Below are 16,986 nucleotides of genomic sequence, written 5' to 3'. Positions count from 1 at the left end.
GGAAGCCGGGAACAGCGCGGATTCAGCGACGGAAGTACTTGAGGAAGACATGTCGCTCGATGGCGCCGGCGGTCAGCGTCAGCGGCAGGATCACCGCCACGAAGAAGGCAGCGACCATGGTGAGGACTTCCAGCGGGCGGAAGGTGTGGATCGACAGCCTTTGCCCTTCGTAGAGAATTTCACCGACCGCGATGTAGCTTCCGAGCACCGAGTTCTTGATCGCCATGACGCACTGGCTGGTGAAGGGTGGCAGCACACGCAGGAAGGCGAGCGGTCCGGTTACGCGGAGCATCACCGTCGCCGGGCGCATGCCGACCGACAGTCCCGCCTCGATGAGGCCGCGGTCTACCGCCTGCACGCCGGCCCGGAAGATTTCCGCATAGAACACGCCGGAATAGAGCGCGATGGCAAAGACGCAGGTCCAGAACGCCGGAAGGGCGAGCCCCGTCAGAATGGGCAGGCAGTAATAGCACCACACCACCAGAACCAGCGGCGGGATGGACCGCACCACCTCGATGACCGCCGTCGCCGGGTAGCGCAGCAGGCGGCGTTCGGCCATGCGGAACGGGGCCAGCACGAGCCCGACGAGGATGCCGAGGCCTACCGAGAGCACCACGAGCTGGAAAGTGACCAGTGCGGCATTGAGGAGCAGGCCGCGATATTCGTTGAAGATCGAAAAATCCCACTCGTAGGTCACGCCGCGCCTCCCGCATTCTCCTGACGGTGACTGGCGAAAAACTGTCGCGCGCGCGGGTTGTCCGACCGGCTCATGACGAAATCGGGTGCGCCGCGCTCCACGATCTGGCCGCCCTCCAGCAGCACCACTTCGTCGCACGCATTGCGCGCGAAACTCATCTCGTGGGTCACGACCACCATGGTGGTTCCGCTCCTGGCCAGATCGAGCATGACCTGCAGTACCTCGCCGACCAGTTCCGGATCGAGCGCGGAGGTCGGCTCGTCGAACAGCATGATCTTCGGCTGCATGGCGAGTGCGCGGGCGATCGCCACCCGCTGCTGCTGGCCGCCGGACAGTCGGATCGGATAGCTGTCCGCCTTGTCCTTCAGACCGACACGCTCCAGCAGGTCGAGCCCGCGCGCCTCGGCCTCGTGCCTCGACATGCCGAGCACCTGCACGGGTCCCTCCGTGACATTGCCGAGCACGGTGCGGTGCGGCCACAGGTTGAAGTGCTGGAACACCATAGACATCGCCGCCCGCTGGCGGGCGAGGCGCGCGGCCGGGAGCGGGCGGCGGCGCCCGCCAGCGCCGGTCTCGAAGCCGATCTCCTCGCCTTCGAGCAGGATGCGGCCGGCGCTCGGCACCTCCAGCATGTTGAGGCAGCGCAGCAGCGTCGACTTGCCCGATCCGCTGCGGCCGAGCAGCCCGACCACCTGCGAGGGCTTCACCGAGAGGGACACGCCCTTGAGCACCTCGTGCGCACCGAAGGACTTGCGCAGATCGTCCACCACAAGCAGCGGCACATCCGCGGAAACGGGCGGGCTGACGGCGCTCATCGGTCTGGCCTCATGCGTCGGGGCGTTCACTGGGAGGTCGGGACGTACTTCGCCCAGATCTTCTCAAGCGTGCCATCGGCCCGCAGTGTGTCGAGCTGGCCGTCGAGCCAGTCCCGCAGGGTTTTGTCGTCGCTCTTGCGCAGGCCGATATTGGTGGGCTGGGTGCGCATGGGCGTCGGAATGACCATGATGCCGTTCTTGCGGGCCTTGAGATACTGGCCGATCTGCACGTCGCTGGTGACGAGGGCATCGGCGCGCCCGCTCTGCAGTTCCAGATACATGTTGTCGCTGGATTGCACGATCGACCAGTTGGTCTTGGGCATGAGAGGCTGCAGCGCGCGGGTCGCGCCCGCCCCGTCCACCGCGGCGAGGCGGATCGACGCGGTGTCGATCTTTTCCCAGGTGGCGTAAGTCTCGGCAGGCCCCTTCAGCGTGAGGATGGCGAATTTGAGCTCGCCCATCGGCTTGGTGAAGTCGATCGCCTTTTCGCGCTCGGGCGTCGCGTTATAGGCGCCGAGAAGATCGAAGCGGTCCGACTGGAGCCCGGCGACCGCCGTACCCCACTGGGTTTCGACGTATTCGATCTTCACGCCGATCTTCGAGAAGATCGCGTCCATGACGTCGGGTACCAGGCCGCCCCAGTCGCCGCTCGCGAGGTTCTTCTCGTACCATGGCGGAGCCTGCACGGCGCCCACGCGTACCAGTTTGGCGTCGACGATCTTTTGATAGTCGCTGGGCACCTGCGCCTGCACGTCCTGGCTTGCCAGGCCGGCATATGTCACCGCCGCCAGGGCAACCGGCAGGAATCGACGCGTCAAGCTTCGCATGAACTGCATTGTCCGTCCTCTGGTCTGGATCGTCCGGCCGTTGAGCGATTGCCGGAAGCGCCTTTCTGGCTTGTACCGAAAGGGTGGCGCGCGCTTCTCATTCTGTCCAATATCAAATCTTTCAAGATTCATAGCCTGAAGGAATGAGATGGACAGGCGCGAGATGACGATCTTCACCACCGTCATGCGGCTTGGCTCGGTCACCGCGGCGGCCACCGCGCTCGACATGGCCCAGCCGTCGGTGAGCAAGGCCATCGCGTTGATGGAACATCGCCTCGGCTTTCCCCTGTTCGAGCGCATACGGGGACGGCTGATACCCACCGCCCAGGCGGCCCTGGTGCTGGAGGAGGCCCTGCGGATCGAGGACGAACTCGCCCGCTTCGACCGATATCTCGACGATGTGCGTCACCTGCGGGCCGGCCAGTTGCGCGTGGCCGCGACGCCGGCTCTCGCCCTCAACCTTCTGCCGCTCGCGGCGGCGATGTTCCGTCGGGACCTGCCAGACTTCGGCCTCGCGCTCGACATGCATCTCAACCACGAGATCGCCGGTCTGGTCGAACGCGGCCAGTACGATCTCGGGCTGGCCGTGATACCGACAGCCGACGAAAGGGAGGAACTGACGGTCGTCCGGCGCGGGCGGATCGTGGGCGTGCTGCCGACCGCCCATCCGCTGGCTGCGCAGGTCGCCATACGGTGGGAGGAGATCGATCCCGCCGAGCTGATCTACATCACGACCGACGCACGGCTGGTGATGCTGCTGGCGGCCGGCATTCCCGATTTCCTGAATCGTCAGCAGTCGGCGACGGAAACCAACCGATATTCGATTGCCGTTCATCTGGTGCGTCAGGGGATGGGCGCGACGCTGGTCGACGAGTTCACCATGATCGGGGCCGCCGCCGAGGGTCTGGCCGTTCGTCCGTTCGAGCCGGAATTGAAGGTCTCGCTGGTCATGGCGCTGGGCGCGCGGCGTATCGCGCGCAAGGCCGTCGAACGGTTCGTCGCGTCGATCCACTCCGTGCTCGACGCGGAGCGGCCCTGGTAGGCGAGACGCGCGGCGAGCGGGGCGTGCCGCCGGCGGGCGCGCCGCGGCCGGTCGGCGAGGGTTCCTCGTCCCTCCGGGGAAGGAGCGGGGTCAGACCATCGGCCGACCCCGACAAGGTGGGAGGGTGACGGCGTTCCGCGTCTACTGGAGATCGATGAGGATCTTCAGTTCGGTGCCGGCGGGGCTGAGCAGGGCTTCGAAGCCGTCGCGAACGACATCGTCGAGGCGGATGCGCCGCGTCACCACCTTCTCCGCCGGCAGGATGCCGGCACCGATCATCGAGGCGACGCGCGGCCACATCAGCGTCGAGTAGCACCACGAGCCGCGCACATCGATGTCCTTGAAGGTCACGGTGAAGCCGTCGACCGCCGGCTTTCCGACATGCAGGCCGACCTGCACGACGACGCCCTGCCGCCGCACCGCCTCGATGCAGGTGGCGAGCGCCGCCTCCGCGCCCACGCATTCGAGCGCGACATCGACGCCGACATGGCCTTCCGTCTGGTCGCGGATCGCCTCCACCACATCGTCGGACTTCGGGTTGAGGGTGATGACATCCGGCAATAGCTGCCGGGCCATGGCGAGCCGGTTGTCGTTGGTGTCGGAGAGGAAGATCCGGCTCGCACCCGCCGCGCGCGCCGCCAGCACCTGCAACTGGCCGATCGGCCCCGCGCCGGTGACGAGCACGCTGGAACCCGGCTTCACGCCGCCGCGGTCCGCGGCATAGACCGCCACGGCCGTCGGCTCGATCAGCGCGGCCTGCTCGTCGCTCACCGAGTCCGGCATGCGGAACACGTTGTAGTCGTTGACCACCGAGTATTCCGCCATGCCGCCCCATGGCCACATCAGCCCGACAATGCCGAGCTTGTCGCTGAGCTGGTAGAGGCCGCGCCGGCCGAAATAGTCGTCGCGCGGCGACACCAGCGGCTGCACCGACACCTTGTCGCCCGGGGCGACATCGCTCACCTCGGGGCCGACAGCGATGACGGTGCCGCCATATTCATGGCCGAGCACCTGCGGCAGCTTCGCACCGGTGTAGGGGTGGGGCTGCGTGGGGATGAAGATCGGGCCGGCGGCGTATTCGTGCAGGTCGGTGCCGCAAATGCCGCAGAAGCGGTTGCGGATGAGCACCTCGTGCGGGCCGAGCGTGTCCCGGTCGGGTTCGGGCAGGTTCTCGACGCGCACGTCGCGCTTGCCGTGGAAGCGGGCGGCTTTCATCTGTGTCCTCCTTGATCAGGCTTTCCCGGCGAGGGCGTCGAACGCCTCGAGCGCGCGTCCCGCATAGACGGTCGAGGGACCGCCTCCCATTTCGATGCTCACCGCCAGAACCTCCGCCAGTTCCTCGCGCGAGGCGCCGTGGCCCGCGGCGTTGGCGACGTGGAACAGGATGCAGTCGCCGCAACCCTGATGGACGGCGATGGCCACGGCGACGAGCTCCTTGAGCTTTGCCGGCAACAGACCTGGCTTCGACGCCTCCATCATCAGCGAACGATAGGCCACCATGGTCTGCGGCGCGGCCTTGGCCAGAGCACTGAAGCGCTGGTTCATGGCCTTGAGCTCAAGCGTAATGTTCTCGGTCGATGCCATGTCGCCCTCTCAGATGAACACCATGCCGCCGTCGACGAGCAGCGACTGGCCGGTCATGAAATCGGAGTCGGAGGAGGCGAGATACCGCGCGACGCCCACGAGATCGTCGGCGCGCGAGGGGCGTCCCAGCACGGCGCCGGCGGCGAAGCTGTCGAAGGCCTCGTTGACCTTGTGGGTGAGGCCGCTGTCGCGGAAGCCCTTGTCGATGGTGTCCCACATCGGCGTCGCCACCACGCCGGGGCAGAAGCAGTTGGCGGTGATGCCGTCCTTGCCGAAGGCGCGGGCGACGGCCTGCGTCATCGCCACCACGGCGAATTTCGAGGCGCAGTAATGGGCCAGAGGCTCGTAGCCCTGCTTGCCGGCGATGGAGGCGGTGTTGACGATCTTGCCGCCGCCGCCCTGCTGCTTGAAGGTCTTGACCGCCTCCTGCATGCCGATCAGCACGCCGAGCGCGTTGACGTCGGTGATGAAGCGCCAGTCCTCCTCGGTGATGTCGAGGAAGGGCCTGGTCTGGGCGACGCCGGCATTGTTGAAGATCACGTCGAGCCGGCCGAACGCCTCGACCGCGCGGTCGATCATGGCGCGGACCTGCGCGCGTTCGCGTACGTCGACCGCCACCGCGACGGCCTTGCCGCCCGCCTTGGCGATCTCCCCCGCCACCTTGTCGGCGGCGGCCTGCGAAAGGTCGGCGACGGTGATATGGGCGCCGTCGGCGGCGAGCGCCGTGGCGATGGCGGCGCCGATGCCGCCGGCCGCGCCGGTGATGACGATGCTCTTGTTCGTGAGAATAGGCATGATTCCTCCCTGGCCGTCCGTGAGTCCGGCGGCCTGATTGTGGGTCGATGAGGCGGGGTGTCAGGTCCGGATATGGGCGAGCATCAGCTCGTTGACCCGGTTGGCCTTCTCCATCTGCACCATGTGACCGGCCTCGCTGATGATCTCGGCCCTGGCGCGCGTGCCGAGAACGCCGGCATGCGCGGCGGGGATCACCTGGTCGCTCTCGCCCCAGATGACGAGCACCGGGGTTTCCGTCGCCTTCAGGGCCTCGGCGAGCACCGCGCTCTGCCGCCCGCCGGCGAAGAGAGCCGCGGCGAGCGCCGTGAGCGCCGCGTCGACGCCGTCGAGACGCTTGTATTTGAGCAGGTCGTCGACGAGTTGCCGGGTGACGGTCGCGGGATCGTGGAACAGCTGCTCCAGCACCGGTTTCAGGTCGCGGCGCGAGGCGGCGGCGACGAAGCCGTCGGTGTAGCCGCTGTTGATCTCCTCACCGAGCCCGGCCGAGCCGATCAGCGTGACCGAAGCCACCCGGTCGGGATGGTCGAGCGCGGTGCGCGCTGCGATCGCCCCGCCCATGGAGTGGCCGACGAGGTGCGCCGAGGCGATGTCCAGCGCGTCCATGAAGCCGGTGACGGCGGCGGAAAGCCCGGCGAGCGAGGCCTCTTTCACCGTCTTGTCGGACTGGCCGTGACCGGGCAGGTCGAGCGCGTAGACGGTGCCGGCCTCGGCCAGCGCGTCAATGTTGAACAGCCAGTTGTCGAGGTCGCCGCCGAAGCCGTGAATGAGGATGACGCTGGGCTCGCCTTCGCCGCGCCTGGCGTAGCGCAGGCGTCCGGCCGGGGTCTCGACGAATTCGTAGCGCGGTCCCGCCTCCTGCGCGTCGTCCTCCTCCGCGGCATGGGTGGCGTATTCGGCGACATAGGCATCGATATCGGCGTCCGGCACATCGTCATCGGCGATGACGCCGATCAGCGCCTTCACCGGGTAGATGGTGTCCGGGGCGCCGATCACCCGGCGCAGCGTGCCGGCCTCGTTGGCCTCGACCACGCCGGCGATCTTGTCGGTCTCGACCTCGACGATCTCGTCGCCGACCGACACCCTGGTACCGGCTGGCTTGAGCCAGCCGGTCACCTTGCCCTCCGACATCGACAGCCCCCATTTGGGCATGACGATCGGCTTGATGCGTTCGTTCATTCCGGTCTCCTTCGCGGCGGTCATCAGGCCGCGAGCGCGCGGGCAGTGGTCTTGTTGACGGCGGCGGCGATGGCGTCGGCCGAGGGGATGTAGAGGTCTTCGAGCACCGGCGAGAACGGCACCGGCGTGTGCGGCGCCGTCACCATCTGCGGTGCGGCCTTCAGGGCCCCGAAGGCGTTCTGCGCCACGTAGGAGGCGACGTCCGAGGCGATGGAGCAGCGCGGATTGGCTTCGTCGACCACCACCAGCCGGCCGGTGTTCTCGACGCTCTCGACCACCGTGTCCCAGTCGATGGGCGAGAGGGTGCGCAGATCGATCACCTCCGCCTGCACCCCGCTCTTCGCCAGCTTCTCGGCGGCGTCGAGCGCGCGGTGCACGGTGAGGCCGTAGCTGACGATGGTCACGTCCTTGCCCTCGCGCACGATGTTCGCCTCGGCGAAGGGGATGGCGTAGCTCTCCTCCGGCACGTCGCATTCGGCGCCGTAGAGGGCCTTGTGCTCGCAGAAGATCACCGGGTCGTCGTCGCGGATCGATTGGATCAACAGGCCCTTGGCGTCATAGGCGTTGGAAGGGCACACCACCTTCAGCCCGGGCACGTGGGTGAACATCGGGGTGAGCATTTGCGAGTGCTGGGCGGCGGCACGGAAGCCGGCGCCGACCATGGCGCGGATCACCACCGGCGTCTTCGCCTTGCCGCCGAACATGTACTTGAACTTCGCCGCTTGGTTGAGGATCTGGTCGAAGCACACGCCCATGAAGTCGAGGAACATGAGTTCCGCGACCGGGCGCATGCCGCAGGCGGCCGCGCCGATGGCGGCGCCGATATAGGCGCTCTCCGACAGCGGGGTGTCCATCAGCCGGTTGCCGTGCTTGGCGTGCAGCCCCTTGGTGACGCCGAGCACGCCGCCCCAGGCGTCGATCTCGCCGGGCGCGCCGGCGCCGCCGACGATGTCCTCGCCGAGCACGATCACGGTCGGGTCGCGGCGCATCTCGAGATCGAGTGCCTCGTTGATCGCCTGCTTGTAGCTGATCTTGCGGGCCATTCTGGTTTCCTCCGGTGTTGTTCTGTTCGTCCGTTCGGTGCGGCTCAGTAGGCGACGTAGACGTCGGTCAGGAGTTCGCGCGGCGTCGGCAGGGGCGCGCCCTTGGCGCTCTCCACGGCGGCGTCGATGAGGGAGGCGACCTCCCGGTCGACAAGGGCGATCTCCGCCTCGCTCACCACGCCGGCGGCGGTGACGCGGCTGGCGAAGATCTTCAGGCAGTCGCGGTTGGCGCGGTTGAAGTCGTTCTCGCCCTTGGCCTTGTAGGTCTGGGCGTCGCCCTCGAAATGGCCGAAGAAGCGCACGGTCTTGCACTCCAGCAGCGCCGGCCCGCCGCCCTCGCGCGCCCGGCGGACGATCTCGCCGGCGGCCTCGTAGACGGCGAAGAAGTCGGTGCCGTCCACCGTCACGCCGGGAAGGCCGAAGCCGGCGGCGCGATCGACATAGGAATCCACCGCCGTGGCGTATTCGACCGAGGTGGATTCGGCGTAGCCGTTGTTCTCGACCACGAAGATGACCGGCAGGTTCCAGATCGCGGCGAGGTTCATGCTCTCCAGCACGGTGCCCTGGTTCGAGGCGCCATCGCCGAAGAAGGTAATGCCCACGCCGCCATCGCCGCGGAACTTCGCCGCGAGGCCGGCGCCGCAGATCAGCGGCGCCCCGGCGCCGAGGATGCCGTTGGCGCCCATCATGCCCTTGGAGAGGTCGGCGATGTGCATGGAGCCGCCCTTGCCGCGGCAGGCGCCGGTCGATTTGCCGTAGATCTCGCCCATCATCTCGTGGACATCGACGCCCTTGGCGATGCAGTGGCCGTGGCCGCGATGGGTGGAGGCGATGCGGTCGATGTCGGTGAGGTGCATCATGATGCCCGCCGCGCAGGCTTCCTCGCCGGCATACAGATGCACGAAGCCGGGAATGTCGCCCTTGGCGAATTCCACATGCAGCCGCTCCTCGAAATCGCGGATGGTGCGCATGGTGCGGTAGGCGGCGAGCAGCTGATCCCGGGACAGGGGGAAGGGGTTGTTCGTCATGGCGTCGGTTTCCTCCTTGGTGGTCGTTATGAGTGGGCGTCTTCCAGCGGCCTTGCGGCCGTCAGGCCGCCGACGAGCAGCTTCTGCCGCGCGGCGAACCGCATCACCGCCGAGACGTCGACGGTGCGGAAGGCGCGGTCGATGAGGGTGATCGCGACGTCCTGATGCGGGTCGAAGAACAGCTCGCGCTCGCCGTCGAGGGCGATGGAGCCGGCCGCCAGAGACGGCCGGTGGACCGTACCGGCCGGCATGCGCCGCCAGCTTTCCAGGCCGATGGTCTCGATGAGGCCGGGGGCGATGGGCGCGCGCACCTCCATCGCGCCCTGCCCGGCCGGGGCGAGGGTCACGGCGAGACCGCCCGCCTCGACGCGCGTCACCGGCTCGACGAGCCCGGCGATGGCGGCCATGCCGATCACTTCCGGATCGGCGAAGGCGACATAGAGTTCACGGAAGGTCTCCGGCCGCCACAGCGCGCGTGCGCCGATGAAGCGGTCGGTGACGACGGCGACATCGACCAGCGCGATCTCCGGCGCGCCGCCATCGATGCTGACCTCGATCTTCTTGTTGGCGGCGAAGGCGATCTCCGGCGGCACCCGGCCCATGGCGGCGAGGCCGGTGGCGAGCCCGGTGATGGTCGGCTCGCGATGCTCGGGGAAGGCATTGTTCGTACCGGTGGAGATGCCGGCGATCGGCACCGCGCCGCATTCGCTCACCACGGCGCGGTGGGTGCCGTCGCCACCGAGCACGATGATCGCCGCGACATCACCCGCGCTCGCCATCATCCGGGCGGCGGTCCGCGTATCCTCCACCGTGCCCGTGACCTTCATGTCGAGGAAACCGAGGCGCGGAAAACGTGCTTCGCCCTGGTTGGACGAGCGCTCCATGCTGCGCAGGAGATGGCTGGCGATGCCGCCGCGCTCCGGCATCATCACCGCCTCCTCGATGCCGCAGGCGGAGAGGGCGGCGAGAGCCCGCTGCACGATGTTGGCACGATCGGCGATCTGCACGCTGTTGGCGCTGGCGACGACGCGGCGTATGTCCCGCGCCGAAATCGGATTGGCGATAATGCCGACCTTCGGCGTCATCCGGCTTCCTTCCCTGGGCGTTTTCTTTTTGACGCTCTTCTCCGCAAGCGGCGGGCCAAGCGCCGGGATCCGGCTAAGTTGTTGATATGATTGATCCGCAAATTCGCAACGCTGGTGCTTGCGTTGCGGCAGAGCCGCCACAGGTGTGGCGTGTGGCGCTACAGTTGTGGCGCTCGGATGACGTAGAGGAAGGCGCCCTTTCGGGCGGACCTCGCGACTGCGGTGCTTGCAGGCGCCCCCGAACGGCGCGACACTCCCCGGCATAAAAAGAAAGATCGGCATCCGGGAGGACGCCCATGCGACATGATCAGGCCGCGCACATAGATGAGCTTGTGCGGGCGGCGAATGGTTATGCGACCCGGCGCGACGCCATCATCCATGATTCATGGCGGCGCTGCGTCAGCGAGCACAATCTCGCCCCGGAGATCCTCCGCGATCCCTGCATCGTCACGCGCGCCCAGCTGCGCGAACATCAGGATGCGATGGAGGAGTTCCTCTACACCGCGCGCTTCGGGGCGGAGACGCTGTACCGGCAGGTCACCGGCCTCGGCTATGTGATGCTGCTCACTGACTCGAAGGGCATCACGGTCGATTTCATCGGCGATCCGACCTTCGACAACAACCTGATGCGCGCCGGGCTCTATCTCGGCGCCGACTGGAACGAGCAGCATGCCGGCACCTGCGCGGTGGGCACCTGCATCGCCACCGGGCAGGCGCTGGTCGTGCACCAGACCGACCATTTCGACGCCACCCATATTCCCCTCACCTGCACGGCCTCGCCGCTCTTCGATCCGGCCGGGAACCTCGCCGCGGTGCTGGACATCTCCGCCCTGCGCTCGCCGGGGCCGAAGGAGAGCCAGTTCCTGGCGTTGCAGGTCGTGAAGTCCTTCGCGCACAAGATCGAGACCGCCCATCTCATCAACCGCTTCCGCCGCGAGTGGATCATCAGGCTCGCCGCCTCGCCGGAATTCGCCGATGTCGAGCCGGCCTATGTGCTGGCGGCGGACGGGTCGGGGCGGATCCTCGGTTTCAATTCCATGGCCCGCAAGCTGCTGCAGCGCGAGAGCGGGGACCGGACCGACGATCGTCCGCTGGTCGGGCGTTCGCTGACGGAGTTCTTCGACCTGACGGTCGACGACCTGTCACGCTTCGCCCCGTCATCGCCCGCCACGCAGCGCATGGTGCGGCTGGCGGCGAGCGGCACGCCGCTGTTCGCCCAGAGCGTGGCGCCGCCGAGCCGCCCCGGCGCCCCCGTCGGCGAGCCCGCGACGCCCGCTCTGCCAAGACCGCTGCGGGCGCTGTTCCGCGACGAGCCGGCGATGCAGCATGTGGTTTCCCGCGCCGCCAAGCTGGTCAACGCGCAGATGAGCCTGTTGATCTGCGGCGAGACCGGCAGCGGCAAGGAGCATCTCGCCAAGGCGATCCACGCTTCCAGCGGGCGCGCCGGCAAGCCCTTCATCGCGGTGAACTGCGCCGCCCTGCCGGAATCGCTGATCGAGGGCGAACTGTTCGGCTATGAATCGGGCGCCTTCACCGGCGCCGCCGCCAAGGGCAAGAAGGGGCTCGTCGTCGAGGCCGACGGCGGCACTCTCTTCCTCGACGAGATCGGCGACATGCCGCTCACCCTGCAGACGCGGCTGCTGCGCGTGCTGGCGGAGCGCGAGGTCACCCCGCTGGGGCGCTCAAAGCCGCTGCCGGTCAATATCCGTGTCATCGCCGCCACCCATCGCGACCTCGTCGCCGAGGTGAAGGCCGGGCGCTTCCGGGAGGATCTCTATTTCCGGCTGAGCGGCGCGGTTCTCATGCTGCCGGCGCTGCGCGAGCGGGCCGATCTCGGCTGGCTGGTCGGCCAGCTATTGGCGGAGCGTACGCCGCCTGGCGGCCGCATCGATCTCAGCGACGAGGCGATCCGCGCGCTGTGCCACTATTCCTGGCCCGGCAACATCCGCGAACTGGCCAATGCGCTGGACTATGCCTGCGCGGTGGCGAGCGATGGAATCATCCGGCCGGAGGACCTGCCCGACATCGTGCGCAGGACGCCGCAGATGGAGCCGGGAATACCGGGCGCTGCCCTGCTTCCGCCGGCGGCCATGCGATTTGCGGGCACCCCCGCGATGCCCGGTAGCGCATCTGACCGTGACCATCTCATCGCCGCGCTTACCGCCCGCCAATGGAATGTTTCGGCGGCCGCGCGCGATCTCGGTCTGGATCGCACGACCGTGCATCGTCGCATGCGCCGCCTGAACGTCCGGCCTCCCTGGCAAGGCGAGCCACTCTTCCGGTAGGCACTGCCGATGGCGCGATCGCTATAACCCCCTGCCCAGGCGGGAGTCATTGCCGGGTAGCGATGTGAGAGCGGCCTTGCCGTGAGCGAGCCGAACGCGGGTGCGGGCGTCCGGGAGCGGCGGAATTCACCTGCCCCGGCAGACGTGGCCCGGCGAATGGACAGCGAGAAGCGCCGATCCATGATGCCGGCGGACAGGGCCGGGAGAATTCAGGCGCCGGCCATGGCGACGCCGCGTTCGCCGAGCGCGCGGTCGATGCACTCGATCATGGCATGGCCATCGAACGGTTTGGCGAGGAAGCCGACCGCGCCGGCCGCGTGGACCTGACGGCGGATGCGCTCTTCCGGGAAGGCGGTGATGAAGATCAGCGGGGTCTCGTCGCCCCGGGCGCGCAACTGACTCTGCAACTCGACGCCGCTCATTCCCGGCATCTGCACATCGGTGATGACGCAGGCGGTTTCGCCGAGCAGCGGCGAGTTGAGGAAATCTTCGGCGGACGCAAAGGTTCGGGTCGAGAAACCGAGCGAGCGCACCAGGCTTTCGGTGGCGACACGCACGGATTCGTCGTCGTCGATGATCGTGATCATCGGGGTGGGGGACACTTCGAGGCACCTCGCTCAAGATATTCTCCGGCATGACGCTGCGACGCCGGACTGGTCTCCATATAGCTCTCATTATCCCCGGATTCGAATTATACGCAGGTTTGCCGAATCATCTCTTGGCAGTGGACAGGCCCAACGTTTCGGCCATGCGCACGAGATCGGCGAGCGACTGCGCGCCCATTTTGCGCATGACGTGCCCGCGATGGATCTTCACCGTGATCTCGCTGAGGCCGACTTCGGCGGCGACCTGCTTGTTCATCAGCCCGGAGGTGACGAGGGCCATGACCTGTTTCTCGCGCGGGGTCAGCGTCTCGTAGAGCGACTGCACGCCCGACACCGCCTTGCGCGCCTCGCGCCGCTCGCGGTCGATGGCGATGGCGGAGGCCACGGCGTCGAGCATGTCCTGATCGCGGAAGGGCTTGGTGAGGAAGTCGACAGCGCCCGCCTTCATCGCCCGCACGGTCATCGGGATATCGCCGTGGCCGGTCATGAAGATGGTGGGCATCTCGATGTCCAGCCGGACGAGCTGGCCCTGGAAGTCGAGGCCGCTCACCCCCGGCAGGCGGATGTCGAGCACCAGGCAGCGCGGTACGTCCGGCAGCCTGGCGGTGAGCAGGTCGCCGGCGGAGGCGAACAGTTCCACCTGAAGCCCGACCGACCGGAACAGGCTGGACAGCGCCTCGCGAAGCGCCTCGTCGTCGTCGACGACGATGACGAGCGGCTCGGCCGGCGGGGCGGGCGATCTGGCGGGCGGGCGGTTCATCAGGGCCTTCTTTCCTCAGGCAGGCTGTCGCCGGAAGCGTCTTTTCCGGGATTCGGCAGGGCGACGGTGAACAGCATACCGCCATCCTCGCCGGGCGCGGCAGCGATGCGCCCGCCATGGGCCTCGATGATCGAGCGCGAGATCGACAGCCCCATGCCCATGCCGTCCTTCTTGGTGCTGTAGAAGGCGTTGAACAGCTTGGGCAGGCTCTCGGCGTCGACGCCCGGCCCGGTGTCGCGGACCTCGATCAGCACGCAGCCGCGGTCTTCCTGCCCGTCGATACGGGTGGCGATCTGCAGGCGCCGGTTGCCATCCGGCACCGCCGCCATGGCCTGCACGGCGTTGAGCGCGAGATTGAGCACCACCTGCTGAAGCTGCACGCGGTCGCCGAGGACGACCGGCAACCGCTCGCCGGGCGCCACATCGAGCGCCACGCCATGGGTGGCGCGCTCCCGCTCGATCAGCGGCAGCACCTCGTCGATCACCTCGTTGACGTCGACCGGCGCCTGCAGCGGCTCGTCGCGCCGGGCGAGCGCGCGCAGGCGGGCGATGACGTCGCTGGCGCGGCGGCCATTGGCGATCATGCGCTCGACCGAGGCCCTCGCCTCGCCGATGTCGGGCTCGGCACGGCCGAGCCAGCGCAGGCAGGCTTCGCCATTGGTGACGACGGCGGCCAGCGGCTGGTTGACCTCGTGCGCGATGGAGGCGGTGAGCTCGCCCATGGTGGTGACGCGGGTAACATGGGCGAGCTCGGCACGGGTCTGGTTGAGCGCGTTCTCGGCCTGCTTGCGCTCGGTGATGTCGCTGTTGGTCTCCATGGCCGCCAGCGGACGCCCCTTCTCGTCGCGCTGCAGCGACCAGCGGCTCATGACCGTGACCTTCGAGCCATCCTTCCGGGTATGGACGAGCTCGCCCTCCCAGCGCCCGGTGCGAAAAAGCTCGCCGCGTATGTCGGCGAGGGGAGCGGGAAACACGGTCTTCAGCAGGCTCGCCGCCGGACGTCCCACCGCCTCCTCGCGTGGCCAGCCATAGAGGCGCTCGGCGCCATCGCTCCAGTACAGGACCGTATCGGCGATATCGCGCACGAAGATCGCGTCGTGGGTGAGGTCGAGCAGGTCCGCCTGTCCCCGCAGCGACTGGGTCGCGGTCTGGTTCTCGAGGCACAGCAGCGTCGTCACCGTGATGGCGGCGATGCTCACCAGGCCGCGCATGACGGCCGAGAGGTCGTAGTTCCCCGCGTGCATGACGAGGAAGGACAGGATCGTCAGCCCGACGCACAACCCGGCAATGGCGAGCAGGCCCCGGCGGTCGGAATAGTTGGCCGACAGCAGCACGACGACGACGTAGAGCACCGCGATCGCCATATCGAGCGACGAGAAGGTGTCGATGATGAAGATCGCCGCCGCCAGCAGCGCGGCGATGACCGGCATGAGCCACCGATTCGTCGGCTTGTCGTTCAAGATAACGTCCCTTGATGCGTACATCGCGCCTCGCTTGCCGGCAGGGCCGTCGAGCTTTTCCGAGGATCGGCACTCTAGGCGAGCACAGGCGCTCGCGCGAGGTTGCCGGTGGAGACGGGGCCGGTCTTTCCCAGTAGCCGGCAGGAGCCCGTCTCTTTTCGGATTCGCACGGTCGACGCCCCGGCGCCGGGGCGGCCGGCGGGCAGGCTAGGCGGGCTTGCGGGTGAAGGCGACGGCGATGGCGGCTACCAGCAGGATCGCCCCGAGCACGGCGAAAGTATCGGAGAAGCCCATGATCAGCGCCTGCTGCGCCACCAGCTTGCCGAGGAGGATCTCGGCCTGATGATAGGCGCCCGCCGCGTCGGCCATGCCGTGCTGCATGAAGTAGTGCTGCCTTTCGGTCAGGAAGGCGTGCACCGTGTCGCCATAGGGCGTCACCGACTGGCCGATGATATTGGAATGGAACTGCTCGCGCTTGGTGATCACCGTGGCGAGCGCCGCCGTGCCTACCGCTCCGCCCATGCTGCGCATCATGTTGAACAGGCCGGAAGCCTGGCCGGAGAGCTCGGGCGGCGTGCCGATCATGGTGATGCCGGCGAGCGGCGAGAGGATCACCGCCTGGCCGATGGCGCGGACGATGTTGGTCATCATGAACTGGTCGCCGGCGTCGTCGAAGCTCAGATGCGTGTTCATGAAGCAGCTCACCGCGAAGATGGTGAGGCCGATGCCGACCAGCACGCGCGCGTCGACGCGTTTCAGGAGCGTCGGCATGAAGGGGATGATGACGAGCTGCGGCAGGCCGACCCAGGCGAGCACCGCGCCGATCTGCTCGGCATTGTAGCCCTGCACCTGGTCGAGATAGGTCGGCAGCACGTAGACGGAGCCGAACAGGGCGAAGCCGACGCTGGTGTTGGCGATGGTACCGAGGGCGAAGTTGCGGCGGCTGAACAGGCGAAGCTGCACCGCCGGCTTCTCGACATAGAACTCGATGGCGATGAAGGCGGCGATGCACACCGCGGCGACGATGCTCAGATGCACGATGAAGGGCGAGCCGAACCAGTCGTCCTTGTTGCCCTCGTCCAGCACCGTCTGCAGGCTGGCGAGGCCGACGATCATGAAGGCGATGCCCCACCAGTCGCCCTCGCGCAACAGGTCCAGCCGCAGCGGGCTCTTCTCCAGCGTGGGGTAGAGCAGCCCCAGCATCACCGCGCCGGGGATGAGGTTCACGAAGAAGATGTAGGGCCAGCCATACTGCTCGGTCAGGTAGCCGCCGATGGTCGGGCCGATGGCCGGGCCGAAGGTCGCGGTGAGCGCGAAGGCGGCGAGGCCGATGGGCTGCTGGTGGCGCGGCAGGCGCGTCAGCACCATGGTGAAGGCCAGCGGTATGAGGCAGCCGGCGAAGAAGCCCTGAAAGCCGCGCGTGACGATCATCTGGCTCAGGGTGGTGGCGAAGGCGCAGCCGACCGAGAAGACCAGGAACAGCACCGTCGAGCTCAGGATGAAGCGGCGGAAGCCGAACACGCGGGCGAAGAAATCGGTCAGCGGGATCATGATGATCTCGCCGATCAGATAGGAGGTGGAGATCCAGGTGCCGTTGTCGACGCCGGTGCCGATGCCGCCCTCGATCTGCGGCAGCGAGGCGTTGGTGATCTGGATGTCCAGCACCGCGATCAGCGCCCCCAGCATGCAGCCGCACACCGAGATCCAGGTGATGAGGCTGGCGCCCTGCGGGCTTGCGGAAGCCGCCGGAGCGGCGGGGAGGGTGGCGGCGGCGTCCATCTCGG

General features: G+C 67.7%; 16 protein-coding genes. 2 read left to right on the top strand and 14 right to left on the bottom strand.

Translation table 11 applies throughout. The features are described 5' to 3' along the window. Positions 1 to 22: 22 nt before the first annotated feature. The 3 genes from STARVERO_RS18410 to STARVERO_RS18400 are packed head-to-tail and all read right to left on the bottom strand — an operon-like array spanning position 23 to position 2,525. Positions 23 to 697, bottom strand: coding sequence for an amino acid ABC transporter permease (locus STARVERO_RS18410; protein WP_144341196.1), 675 nt, complete (start codon positions 695 to 697; stop codon positions 23 to 25). Next, on the bottom strand, positions 694 to 1,512 hold the full coding sequence (locus tag STARVERO_RS18405; protein WP_244616817.1) for an amino acid ABC transporter ATP-binding protein: 819 nt from the start codon (positions 1,510 to 1,512) through the stop codon (positions 694 to 696). Before STARVERO_RS18405 ends, STARVERO_RS18410 begins: the two co-directional genes overlap by 4 nt. Positions 1,513 to 1,538: 26 nt before the next feature. Further along, a complete protein-coding gene (locus tag STARVERO_RS18400; protein ID WP_200837861.1) occupies positions 1,539 to 2,525 on the bottom strand; it encodes a transporter substrate-binding domain-containing protein in 987 nt (328 codons plus the stop codon). Here STARVERO_RS18400 and STARVERO_RS18395 point away from each other — a divergent pair. Then, positions 2,503 to 3,381, top strand: a complete 879-nt coding sequence (locus tag STARVERO_RS18395) for a LysR family transcriptional regulator (RefSeq protein WP_159600628.1) — start codon at positions 2,503 to 2,505, stop codon at positions 3,379 to 3,381. The genes STARVERO_RS18400 and STARVERO_RS18395 overlap by 23 nt on opposite strands. 141 nt (positions 3,382 to 3,522) lie before the next feature. On the opposite strand, the gene STARVERO_RS18390 is transcribed toward STARVERO_RS18395, so the two are convergent. From STARVERO_RS18390 to STARVERO_RS18360, 7 genes are read right to left on the bottom strand one after another with little or no spacing between them, the layout of a single operon-like run. Next, on the bottom strand, positions 3,523 to 4,596 hold the full coding sequence (locus STARVERO_RS18390) for a 2,3-butanediol dehydrogenase (protein WP_144341192.1): 1,074 nt from the start codon (positions 4,594 to 4,596) through the stop codon (positions 3,523 to 3,525). Between the two features lie 15 nt (positions 4,597 to 4,611). Further along, a complete protein-coding gene (locus STARVERO_RS18385) occupies positions 4,612 to 4,965 on the bottom strand; it encodes a carboxymuconolactone decarboxylase family protein (RefSeq protein ID WP_159600626.1) in 354 nt (117 codons plus the stop codon). A 9-nt stretch (positions 4,966 to 4,974) separates the two neighbouring features. After that, entirely contained in the window at positions 4,975 to 5,760 is a 786-nt protein-coding gene (locus STARVERO_RS18380; protein WP_144341190.1) for a glucose 1-dehydrogenase, read from the bottom strand. Positions 5,761 to 5,820: 60 nt separating this feature from the next. Beyond that, complete coding sequence (locus tag STARVERO_RS18375) at positions 5,821 to 6,936, bottom strand: acetoin dehydrogenase dihydrolipoyllysine-residue acetyltransferase subunit (RefSeq protein WP_159600624.1); 1,116 nt, start codon at positions 6,934 to 6,936, stop codon at positions 5,821 to 5,823. Between the two features lie 23 nt (positions 6,937 to 6,959). Continuing rightward, positions 6,960 to 7,979 (bottom strand): alpha-ketoacid dehydrogenase subunit beta, encoded by a 1,020-nt coding sequence (locus STARVERO_RS18370; protein ID WP_144341188.1) that lies wholly within the window; start codon positions 7,977 to 7,979, stop codon positions 6,960 to 6,962. 44 nt (positions 7,980 to 8,023) lie between these two features. Then, on the bottom strand, positions 8,024 to 9,007 hold the full coding sequence (locus STARVERO_RS18365; protein ID WP_144341187.1) for a thiamine pyrophosphate-dependent dehydrogenase E1 component subunit alpha: 984 nt from the start codon (positions 9,005 to 9,007) through the stop codon (positions 8,024 to 8,026). Between the two features lie 26 nt (positions 9,008 to 9,033). Then, complete coding sequence (locus STARVERO_RS18360; protein ID WP_159600622.1) at positions 9,034 to 10,092, bottom strand: ATP-NAD kinase family protein; 1,059 nt, start codon at positions 10,090 to 10,092, stop codon at positions 9,034 to 9,036. 296 nt (positions 10,093 to 10,388) lie between these two features. Between STARVERO_RS18360 and STARVERO_RS18355 the strand changes: the two genes are divergently transcribed. Continuing rightward, a complete protein-coding gene (locus STARVERO_RS18355; RefSeq protein ID WP_159600620.1) occupies positions 10,389 to 12,377 on the top strand; it encodes a sigma-54-dependent Fis family transcriptional regulator in 1,989 nt (662 codons plus the stop codon). A 209-nt stretch (positions 12,378 to 12,586) separates the two neighbouring features. On the opposite strand, the gene STARVERO_RS18350 is transcribed toward STARVERO_RS18355, so the two are convergent. From STARVERO_RS18350 to STARVERO_RS18335, 4 genes are all read right to left on the bottom strand, one after another. Next, entirely contained in the window at positions 12,587 to 12,964 is a 378-nt protein-coding gene (locus STARVERO_RS18350) for a response regulator transcription factor (RefSeq protein WP_159600618.1), read from the bottom strand. A 124-nt stretch (positions 12,965 to 13,088) separates the two neighbouring features. Further along, complete coding sequence (locus tag STARVERO_RS18345) at positions 13,089 to 13,742, bottom strand: response regulator transcription factor (protein ID WP_144341183.1); 654 nt, start codon at positions 13,740 to 13,742, stop codon at positions 13,089 to 13,091. After that, a complete protein-coding gene (locus STARVERO_RS18340; RefSeq protein ID WP_244616816.1) occupies positions 13,742 to 15,202 on the bottom strand; it encodes a sensor histidine kinase in 1,461 nt (486 codons plus the stop codon). The genes STARVERO_RS18345 and STARVERO_RS18340 overlap by 1 nt, the downstream gene beginning before the upstream one ends. A gap of 207 nt (positions 15,203 to 15,409) precedes the next feature. After that, positions 15,410 to 16,981 carry a DHA2 family efflux MFS transporter permease subunit gene (locus STARVERO_RS18335; RefSeq protein ID WP_159600614.1) on the bottom strand — a complete coding sequence of 524 codons (1,572 nt, stop codon included), beginning with the start codon at positions 16,979 to 16,981 and terminating at the stop codon, positions 15,410 to 15,412. Between the last annotated feature and the right edge of the window lie 5 nt (positions 16,982 to 16,986).

The organism is Starkeya nomas (assembly GCF_902703545.1).
In the GTDB taxonomy this organism is placed as follows: Bacteria; Pseudomonadota; Alphaproteobacteria; order Rhizobiales; family Xanthobacteraceae; genus Ancylobacter; species Ancylobacter moscoviensis.
Note: the sequence above shows the minus strand (reverse complement) of the source record. Positions and strands in the feature narration are given on the sequence as shown.